The sequence below is a fragment of the Brevibacterium sp. AGC70 genome (assembly GCF_057334195.1).
In genome coordinates this window covers 530,605-540,202 of record NZ_JBHFIH010000001.1, presented here as the reverse complement: position 1 = coordinate 540,202, position 9,598 = coordinate 530,605, and the positions used below count along the sequence as shown (strand labels likewise).

Annotated in this window: 8 protein-coding genes; 4 read left to right on the top strand and 4 right to left on the bottom strand. The window is 63.3% G+C overall.

The window, feature by feature from the left end; genetic code table 11:
• Positions 1–500 (top strand): HNH endonuclease signature motif containing protein (locus ACE03M_RS02400; RefSeq protein WP_485932599.1); only part of this gene is annotated, 500 nt, incomplete at its 5' end.
• A 13-nt stretch (positions 501–513) separates the two neighbouring features.
• Here the strand turns inward: ACE03M_RS02400 and ACE03M_RS02395 are convergent.
• Genes ACE03M_RS02395 through nadA form a run of 4 tightly spaced genes read right to left on the bottom strand, consistent with a single transcriptional unit; the run spans position 514 to position 5,638 of the window.
• Positions 514–1,767 (bottom strand): cysteine desulfurase family protein, encoded by a 1,254-nt coding sequence (locus tag ACE03M_RS02395; RefSeq protein ID WP_485932598.1) that lies wholly within the window; start codon positions 1,765–1,767, stop codon positions 514–516.
• A 1-nt stretch (position 1,768) separates the two neighbouring features.
• Positions 1,769–2,653 carry a carboxylating nicotinate-nucleotide diphosphorylase gene (gene nadC, locus ACE03M_RS02390; protein ID WP_485932596.1) on the bottom strand — a complete coding sequence of 295 codons (885 nt, stop codon included), beginning with the start codon at positions 2,651–2,653 and terminating at the stop codon, positions 1,769–1,771.
• Entirely contained in the window at positions 2,647–4,347 is a 1,701-nt protein-coding gene (nadB, locus tag ACE03M_RS02385; protein ID WP_485932594.1) for an L-aspartate oxidase, read from the bottom strand. Before nadB ends, nadC begins: the two co-directional genes overlap by 7 nt.
• Before the next feature lie 7 nt (positions 4,348–4,354).
• On the bottom strand, positions 4,355–5,638 hold the full coding sequence (gene nadA / locus ACE03M_RS02380; RefSeq protein WP_485932592.1) for a quinolinate synthase NadA: 1,284 nt from the start codon (positions 5,636–5,638) through the stop codon (positions 4,355–4,357).
• A gap of 285 nt (positions 5,639–5,923) precedes the next feature.
• Between nadA and panB the strand changes: the two genes are divergently transcribed.
• From panB to ACE03M_RS02365, 3 genes are all read left to right on the top strand, one after another.
• The gene (gene panB, locus ACE03M_RS02375) at positions 5,924–6,871 is read left to right on the top strand and encodes a 3-methyl-2-oxobutanoate hydroxymethyltransferase (RefSeq protein WP_485932590.1); all 948 of its coding nucleotides are present in this window, start codon (positions 5,924–5,926) and stop codon (positions 6,869–6,871) included.
• A complete protein-coding gene (gene panC, locus ACE03M_RS02370) occupies positions 6,871–7,737 on the top strand; it encodes a pantoate--beta-alanine ligase (protein ID WP_485932613.1) in 867 nt (288 codons plus the stop codon). The genes panB and panC overlap by 1 nt, the downstream gene beginning before the upstream one ends.
• Before the next feature lie 324 nt (positions 7,738–8,061).
• Complete coding sequence (locus tag ACE03M_RS02365; RefSeq protein WP_485932588.1) at positions 8,062–9,564, top strand: mechanosensitive ion channel; 1,503 nt, start codon at positions 8,062–8,064, stop codon at positions 9,562–9,564.
• Positions 9,565–9,598: the final 34 nt, after the last annotated feature.

The following is a 9,598-nucleotide window of genomic DNA, read 5'->3' as shown; positions in this document are numbered from 1 at the left end:
ATGCTCTGGTGGTCACGGCGAAGGCTGAGGATCTTGCCACGGGGACTGGTGTTGGGGTGGCGGGGACTGAGAATCCGGTCCCGATCAGTGAGCTGGTTCGTCATGGTTTGAACGGGGCGGTGTTCTTCGAGCTCGTCTCACATAAGGCGAAGACGATGCAGGTGGTCACGGAGAATCGGTTCGCGAATGCCAAACAGATCGCGGTGCTCACTGCTCGTGATCAGGGATGTACGTTCCCCGGTTGTGATGCTCCGCCGGGGTGGTGCGATGCCCACCATATTGTCGAGTGGGCCCAGCAGGGCAAGACGGATGTCAATAACATGATGTTGAGTTGTTCTGCCCATCATCATTTGTTGGATCGGTCGGAGTGGGAGACGGTGATGCTCACAGACGGCAGGCCGGCGTGGGTGCCTCCGGCATCGGTTGATCCGGCTAGGCGACCGATATTGCATGCGAGGTTCGTGGCTCAGGAAGTCATCGACACACTCTTCAACGAATGACTGCTCAGGCTGCTCAGGTGTAGCTGAGAGCCAAATTCTTCACCGCCGCAGATACGGCATACGCTGCTCGATGACCCGCTTCGGGGGTGAAGTCTGCCGGGAAGGTGAAGCGCACACTTGTCTTCGCGAGATCATCGTCGATGCCCAACGCGGTGAGCACATGCGATGGTTCGTCCGAGCCGACGGCGCAGGCTGAGCCACTCGAGGCAGTGATGCCCAGGCGTTCAAGCTCGAGGAGCACGGCCTCGCCGCTTGTACCTGAGAAACAGAACGAGGCGTGATTCGGACTGCGCAATGACTCGCTTCCTGTGAGGAATGCCCCGGGAACCGTGGCCAGTACCTCGGCGATGAAATCATCCCGGATGGCCTGGATTCGGCCGGCGGTTTCGACGCGTTCGGCCTCGGCCAGTTCCAACGCGGTGGCAAACGCAACGGCAAGGGCAACGTTCTCTGTCCCCGACCGACGCCCGGACTCCTGGCCGCCGCCGTGGATGAGGGGTTCGAGAGGGATCCGTGCGCGAATCGCAGCAACCCCGATTCCCTTCGGCGCACCGACCTTGTGCCCAGCCAGGCTTATGGCGTCGACGCCGAGGCCGCCCAGCGGGAGCCAGCCTGCAGCCTGCACAGCATCAGTGTGGAAGAACGCGCCGGCATCGTGAGCAATCCGGGCGAGGGCTGTGACATCGGCGACCGTGCCGATCTCGTTGTTCGCATACCCCAGGCTGACCAGGAGCGTGTCCTCGCGTAGAACCGAACCAAGTGCCTCGACCGTTATCGTGCCATCGGGCGCGACGGGTACCTCCGTGATCTCGAACCCGTGCCGACGAACCAGGAAGTCCGCCGCGGCGAGCACCGCCTCATGTTCAAGGGCGGAGATCACGATATGGCGCCGAGGTGGCCGACCATCCGGCCCCGCACCGGAGTCAGCAGCGCCACCGGCCCCAGCAGCGCCACCGGCCCCAGCAGCGCCAAAGGCCCCAGCCCCGAGGGCGATACCGATGATCGCAAGATTGTCGGATTCGGTGCCGCCGCTGGTGAAGATGATGTCGGTGCTGCGCATGCCGAGCACCTTCGCCACCCGTCTGCGCGCGTCCTTGAGTGCGTCTGCCGAGGTACGGCCGACCTCGTGGTGGCTCGACGGGTTGCCGAACGCGCCGGTCAGATATGGCCAGGCGGCCTCGAGTGCCTCCCTGCGCACGGGCGCCGCCGCGGCTGTGTCGAGGTAGAGCGGTACACCGCCGTTATCGAGGGCCGATTCGAGTTCCATATCAACCTGCGTCCAGAACCAGGTCGAGGCCCAGGTCGATCGCGCGGACAGTGTGCGTCAGCGCTCCCGAGGAGATGACGTCGACTCCGGTAGCGGCGATGTCTGCGACGGTTTCGAGGGTGACGTTGCCGCTGGCCTCAACGATCGCACGTCCGGCGATGAGCTCGACTCCGGCACGCAGATCGGCCAGGGTGAAGTTGTCGAGCATGATGACATCGGCTCCGCCGTCGAGCACCGCATGGATCTGCTCGAGGCGATCGACCTCGACCTCGATCGTCGTCGTGTGCGACAACTGAGCCCGAGCCGACCGGATCGCGGCACTGACATCGGCGTTCTCACCAGCAAGAACAGCGAGGTGGTTGTCCTTGACCATGACCGCGTCGGAGAGCCCGAATCGGTGGTTGTGCCCACCGCCGCAGACCACCGCGTGCTTTTCGAAGACCCGTAGCCCCGGAGTGGTCTTGCGGGTGTCGACGATGCGCACACCTCGACTGGCCGTGTTCGCGCCTGCGGTATTCGACGACGCCGCATCGACGAAGGCTCTGGTCTGTGTTGCGATTCCGCTCATGCGCTGGCAGAAGTTCAGTGCGATCCGCTCGGCTTGCAGAACCGCACGTGCCGGTCCCGAAACCGTAGCCAATGTGTCGCCAGCCGCGAAGACATCTCCATCGGCGCTGGTGAGATCCACATCGACGCGAGGGTCGACGAGGGTGAAGGCGCGAGCGAATACATCAATTCCAGCGAGGATTCCGGCCTCGCGTGCGCTCAACTTCGCCGTCGCCGAGGCGCTGGCAGGGATGAACGTCTCACCGGTGATGTCGCCCCACGGTGCGTCTTCGTCGAGAGCAAGCCGGAGTGCGGAGTCGATGGTTGTGGCGCTCAACATGAGGCGGCCTCCTGAACCAGGGAAGTGGTGGGAACGGGGTCAACGGATGCAGGCTGTTGCTGCGTCGGCAGGGTTTTGGACACAGGGAAGTCAGTGCGGGTGTGGGCACCTCGGCTCTCCTGTCGGGCGAGGGCGTGAGCCGCAATGTGCCGCGCGATGAGCGTGAGATTCGCGGTCTCGATGCCCTCGCGACCAGCCGCCGACGGGCCACCTTCACGATCCGTCACGGACGACCCACCCTCGCCGAGGTGGCCACCCTCGCAATTCGTCAAGGACGGGCCATCCTCACGATCCGTCACGGACGGGCCATCCTCGCCGAGGTGGTCGAGCAGTGCCCGCAGTCCCGCTTCATTTCGTTCCACCCCGAGGTGGGCCCACGCGAGATCCCTCAGATCGTCCCGCGCGATAGACACAGAGGCACAGGAAGCATCGCCGAGTTCTCCTCTGAAGTCCGGCATCGGCTCCAGCGTCATAATCGCCTCAGCCGCGCGGACCCCGAACACTGCACCTTCGAGCAGGGAGTTGGACGCCAGACGGTTGGCGCCGTGGACACCGGTGCAGGCGACTTCACCGACTGCGAAGAGTCTGTCGACAGAGGTTCGGCCATCCAGGTCGGTGGCGATGCCGCCCATAAAGTAGTGCGCCGCCGGAGTGACGGGGATGAGATCGGTGGCGAGGTCTAGTCCGTGGGCTGCAAGGCCGCGTGTGATCGACGGGAAACGAGCGCTCACTTCGGGGATGGCTCTGGCATCGAGATGGCAAAACGCCCCGTTCTGTGCCGCCATCGTCCGGTGGATCGCCAGGGCAACGACATCACGTGGCGCGAGCTCAGCTCGGGGATCGATGTCGGGCATGAAGCGGTGACCGTGTGCGTCGAGAAGCACGGCACCGGCACCGCGGACGGCCTCGGAGATGAGGAACCCCGTGCCGGCAAGCGCAGTCGGGTGGAATTGAAAGAACTCCAGGTCGGCAACGTCAGCACCGGCACGGATCGCGGCGGCCAGACCGTCACCGGTCGCAGCCGGCGGATTCGTCGTGTGTGCGAAGAGCTGCCCAGCGCCACCCGTTGCCAACACCACGGCATCGGCGGCCACCATTTCGAGCGCACCGTCGTGGAGCAGGCTGACGCCGGTGGCCCTGCCCTCGTTGGTCGACGCATCGACATCGACATCGACATCGACATCGACATCGACATCGACATAGCCACCGGCGCCGGTGGCGATGTCGACGAGCATCGAATGCTCACGCACAGCGATGGTCCCAGCGGCCGCCTCGGCGCGGGTGGCCTTGACCAGGGCAGCGGTGATCGCACGGCCGGAGGCATCGCCGCCGGAATGGAAGATGCGCCCCACGGAATGCGCACCCTCCATGCCCCTGGCCCAGCGCCCGGAGGCATCCGTGTCGAAGGTGACGCCGGCGGCGGCGAGTTCGAGGATTCGGTCGGGGCCCTCGGTGCACAGTACGCGGACGGCGGCCTCATCATTGAGTCCGGCGCCTGCGATCAGGGTGTCGTCGATATGCGACTCGACGCTGTCTTCGGCCGCGAGGACACCGGCGATCCCACCTTGAGCCATGGCCGTATTCGACTCGCCCAGACTGTCTTTGGTCACAACGGTGACGTCATGTCCACCTGCCAGCCGCAGGGCGGTAGTCAGTCCCGCGATACCGGAGCCGATGATGACGATGTGAGCCATGAGTCGCTCAGATCCGGGGTTTCGCGGCGAGCATTCGCTCAAGGGACACGCGAGCGGGATCGGCCACCTCGGCGTCGACGGAAATCTGATTGATCACCTTGCCGTCGATCAGGGACTCGAGGACCCAGGCGATGTAGCCGGGGTGGATCCGATACATCGTCGAGCACGGGCACACGACAGGATCGAGGCAGAAGATCGTGTGCTCGGGATGTTCGGCTGCCAGCCGTTGGACGAGGTTGATCTCGGTGCCGATGGCGAATGTGGTGGGCTCGGTCGCCTCGGCGATGGCTTTCGTGATGTAGGCGGTGGATCCGGAGTCATCGGCCGCGGCCACCGTCTCCTGCGGGCATTCAGGGTGGACGATGACGCGCACATCGGGGTGATCGACGCGTGCCTTGGCGATCTGTGCGGGGGTGAAGCGCTTGTGGACCGAACAGAACCCCTGCCACAGGATGACCTTCGAGTCCTCGATCGCGTCGGGGGAGTTGTTGCCCAGGGGCCGCGCCGGATTCCACAGCGGCATGGCCTCAATGTCGATGCCCATGTTCAGAGCGGTGTTGCGGCCCAGGTGCTGGTCGGGGAAGAACAGCACGCGCTGACCGCGCTCGAAGGCCCACTCTAGGACCACCTCGGCGTTGGAGGAAGTGCACACGATGCCGCCGTTGCGGCCGCAGAAACCCTTGATTGCGGCCGAGGAATTCATGTAGGTCACCGGGATGACGGGCACCTTGCCGTCCGAATCAGGTTCGTCGCCCAGCAATTCGGTCAGCTGCTCCCAGCAGTCCTCGACCTGGTCGATGTCGGCCATATCAGCCATCGAGCAGCCCGCAGCGAGGTTGGGCAGGATGACCGACTGCTCAGGTGTGGAGAGCAGATCGGCGGTCTCGGCCATGAAATGGACGCCGCAGAAGACGATCGCCTCAGCCTCGGGATGGTTCTGGGCAGCCTTGGCGAGCATGAACGAGTCGCCGATGTAGTCCGCGTGCTCGACGACCTCGACCCGCTGGTAGTGGTGGCCGAGGATGACGACTCGATCGCCGAGCTTCTCCTTGGCCCGGATGATCCGGTCATTGAGTTCCTCCGCCGAGGCGTCCCGGTACTCGGCGGGGATCTCACCCTGGCGTGGGGCAGCGACGGGAATCGGATCGTCCATCGAAGCGCCGGGCCCGTATCCGGGCTTGACGTCGACGTCCCACGGGGCATCGATGAGGTCGGTCGAACACATATCGTCGTTCGCACCCTTCGCGGAGATGTCCTTGAGGGTGAGCTCGATCGAAGCTGTTGTGGTCATCATCGTCCTTCGCAGAGTGGAGCGGTGCTCCCATGGAATGGAACTGTGCGCCCCTGAAAAAGTTTTGCGCAGATTTGAGCTTAATCATCAATGCTCGTAATGTAAAACACCACCGTGCGGTGGACCAGGGTCGATGATCTAGTCTGGAAACTGGCTCGCAATCCGAGTCGACCCGAATGTGAACCCGCGTGATTCGGCCGGCGCCACAGCCTGCCGCCGACTTGCGCCCACGCGGCGCTGACGATGCGCAGCCACCCAGACGAAGGCCGACCGAAGAGGATGCCCATGCCCCTGTCCCAGAACCCGACACCAGATCGTCCCGAGAGTTCCGCACCGGCACAGCCTGAGAACTCCACGACCGACCAGTCAGAGATGACTCCGCCTTACGGTGGCGGCCCCAGTCAGACTGCAGCTGCCGGTGCAGCTGCGTCCCCACCTCGTCGTGTGCGGACTCTCGACCTCATCAAGGCCAAGGCCGAAGGTCGCCGCTGGGCGATGCTGACCAGCTATGACCAGTACACGGCCGCACTGTTCGAGCAGGCCGGAGTCGAGGCGCTGCTGGTCGGAGACTCCGCGGCGAACAATGTCTACGGCCACGAGACCACGCTGCCTGTCACCGTCGATGAGCTCATTCCACTGGCGCGAGCGGTCTCCGGTGCGACCTCGCGGGCGCTGATCGTTGCGGACCTGCCCTTCGGCAGCTATGAGATCTCCGATGAGCAGGCGGTCGCGACGGCAGTGCGGTTCATGAAGGAGGCCGGTGTCCACGCGGTCAAGCTCGAAGGGGGAGTGGCCGTGGCCTCGAGGATCAAGGCGATCACGACCGCCGGCATACCGGTGATGGCACACATCGGATTCACGCCCCAAGCCGAGCACAACCTCGGCGGGTACAAGGTCCAGGGTCGTGGGGGTGCCGGTGACGCGCTGCTGGCTGATGCTCGTGCCGTCGCCGAGGCGGGGGCGTTCTCCGTGGTCATGGAGATGGTTCCAGCGGGGTTGGCTGCCCAGGTGACGGCGGAGATGACGATTCCGACCGTGGGGATCGGCGCCGGTGCCGACTGCGATGCCCAGGTGCTCGTCTGGCAGGATATGGCGGGCCTGCGCACAGGCAAGGCGCCGCGATTCGTCAAACGATATGCCGACCTGCATTCAGTGCTCTCCGATGCTGTCGGCCGCTATGTCGATGAGGTCAAAAGCGGCGAATTCCCCGAGCCCGAACGGAGTTTCGAGTGATGGAGGTCGGCGGAATCCAGGCCCTGCGTACCTGGCGGAGACGGCAGTCGGGCACCGTGTCACTGGTGCCGACGATGGGTGCCCTGCATTCTGGTCATCAGGCGCTGATGGACAGGGCACGAGCATCGGGTGATTCGGTGGTGACCAGCATTTTCGTCAACCCGCTGCAGTTCGGTACCGACGAGGACTTCTTCCAATACCCGCGGCCCTTCGAAGCAGACCTGGAAGTCTGCGAGGCCGCTGGAGTGGACTTCGTGTTCGCGCCGGCGTTGGGGGAGATGTACCCGTCTGCGCCCGAGGTCACCGTGTCCTCCGGCCGGATGGGTGCGGTCTACGAAGGCGAGGCGAGGCCCGGGCACTTCGACGGGGTCCTCACCGTCGTGGCCAAGCTCTTCACCCTGACGGCACCGGACTCCGCGGTGTTCGGCCTCAAAGACATCCAGCAGTTCTGCCTGGTCAAACGCATGATCGCCGACCTCAACTTCGACATCGAGTTGATTGGTCTTCCCGTCGTCCGGGACGCAGACGGACTGGCGATGTCGAGCCGCAACGAATACCTGGCGCCGGCGGATCGAGTGGCTGCATTGGCGATTCCTCGCGCCCTTGACGCCGCGGCCCAGGCGGCATCCGACTGGTCTCCGAGAGATGAGCCTCCGACAATCGTCGAGAGGGCGGCGAAGCTGGTGCTCGACCCCGCCGCCGATCGCGGCGACCTCACGCTCGGCTATCTCAGCCTTGTCGATGCGCGAACTTTCCAACCCTGTGCATCCGACTTCCGTGGGCAGGCGCTCCTGCTCGTGTCCGCGACGGTCGGAGGAACGCATCTCATCGACAATGTGCCACTCGAATTCGTCAGTTCTCCATGAATTCGCATGTGCTTCACTTTTTGAAGGATTCATGGATTCTCTTTGCGGCATGCCGCGAATTCTCTGTTTCGGATTGGGATATTTCGATCATGTCATCGCTTCGATGCCGAATCGTGATCTGAATATATACGAATTGTTAAGGCGCTGAGATACCCATGTGGACGGATTTGCGTGAGGTTATCGATCGCGTCATTATTCGACATCAAGCCACCATCTGCCCTTGTTCTGAGTGTCTGATGTGAATAGACTCCACATCAGCAACAGCGAAAATCAGAGTGTGCATTCGCAACGAATTCGAGTGTTCATTCGCCTCAGCCGAAGGAGATGACGGAAATGCAAATGTCAGACTTGTGGTCAGTTCTTGCGAAAGTGGGACTGGCGATACTCATTCTTATCGTTACATGGATAATTGCATCGATCGTCAAATGGGCGATCGGAAAACTGGTGGCGAAGATCCCGGCATTGCAACGTGACGGCAATGACGGGCAGCAGATCGGAAAATCGATCGGTCAGATCGGCAGCCTGATCATCTGGCTGCTCGGCCTCATCGCCGTTCTGCAGCTGTTCAACCTCGACCAGGTGCTCACACCGCTGCAGGGCCTGCTCGACGGAATCTTCGGCTTCCTCCCGAACATCATCGGTGCCGGGGTCATCTTCTTCATCGGATTCGTCTTTGCCAAGATCGCCAAGCAGCTGGTCCAGACTGCGCTCAACGCCGTCGACCTGACGAAGCTGACATCGAAGTTCAGCTCGCTGGGAGATCGCGCCACAGGCGTCGTCGGTGCATCGACGGGTGTCGAACCGCAGCACAACAACATCAATGCTCAGCAAGCCGCCTACGACCAGCCTCATCAGGATCAGCAGGGTCAACCTCAGCAGGGTGCCGGGAACCCGAACGCTGAGGCGAATGCCAAGATCTCGTCGCTCGCGGGCAACCTCGTCTTCGGAATCATCATCATCGTGGTGGCGATATCGGCACTCCAGGTCCTGGGTATCGCGGCCATCTCGCAGCCGGCACAGCAGATGTTGGAGCTCTTCCTCAACGCCATTCCTGCCATCATCGCGGCCGGCATCCTGCTGGCCATCGGCGGAGTCATCGCGAAATTCCTCGGCAACCTGCTCGAGGAGCTCTTGCGTGGAGTCGGCACGGATCGTGCTGTCAGCTCGATCGGAATCGCTCCCGAGGGCACCAGTGCCTCGAGCGTGATTACCAAGATCGTCCAGGTAGCCATCATGATCTTCTTTGCGATCATGGCGACTCGGATGCTCGGGTTCCCCGAGATCACGAACATCCTCAACGAGATCCTCGACCTCGGCGGCAGCGTCCTCTTCGGCGCTGCGATTATCGCTGCAGGCTTCTTGGTTGCAGGCCTGATCGGGAAGTTCATCACGAACTCCCTTGCGAGCAAAGTTCTGCGTTATTCGGCCATCGCACTCTTCATCGCGATGGGTCTGCGTTACATGGGACTGGCCGATTCGATCATCAACCTGGCCTTCGGTGCTGTGGTCATCGGCGGCGCGGCCGCTGCTGCACTCGCCTTCGGTTTGGGCGGTCGCGATGCCGCGGCGAAGATGCTCGACAAGGTCGATGTGGAAGCCGCTGTCGACAATGACGGTGGAGCCGATCGCCATTCCGGCAGCGCCAACACCGCTGGCAGTGGAAACAGCGGAATCGGAACCGGCGGAGTCGGCAGCACCGGACATGGTGGAGCCGGAACCGCAGGACACGGTTCAGCCGGAACCGTCGGACACGGCGGAGCCAGCGCCGGGGACGACGGTCCACTCGGTGGTCCCGGTGGCAGCGGTCCCGTACCGCCTGCCAGCTGACCAGACGACATGAAGAAGGTGGGGGGGGGGGGGG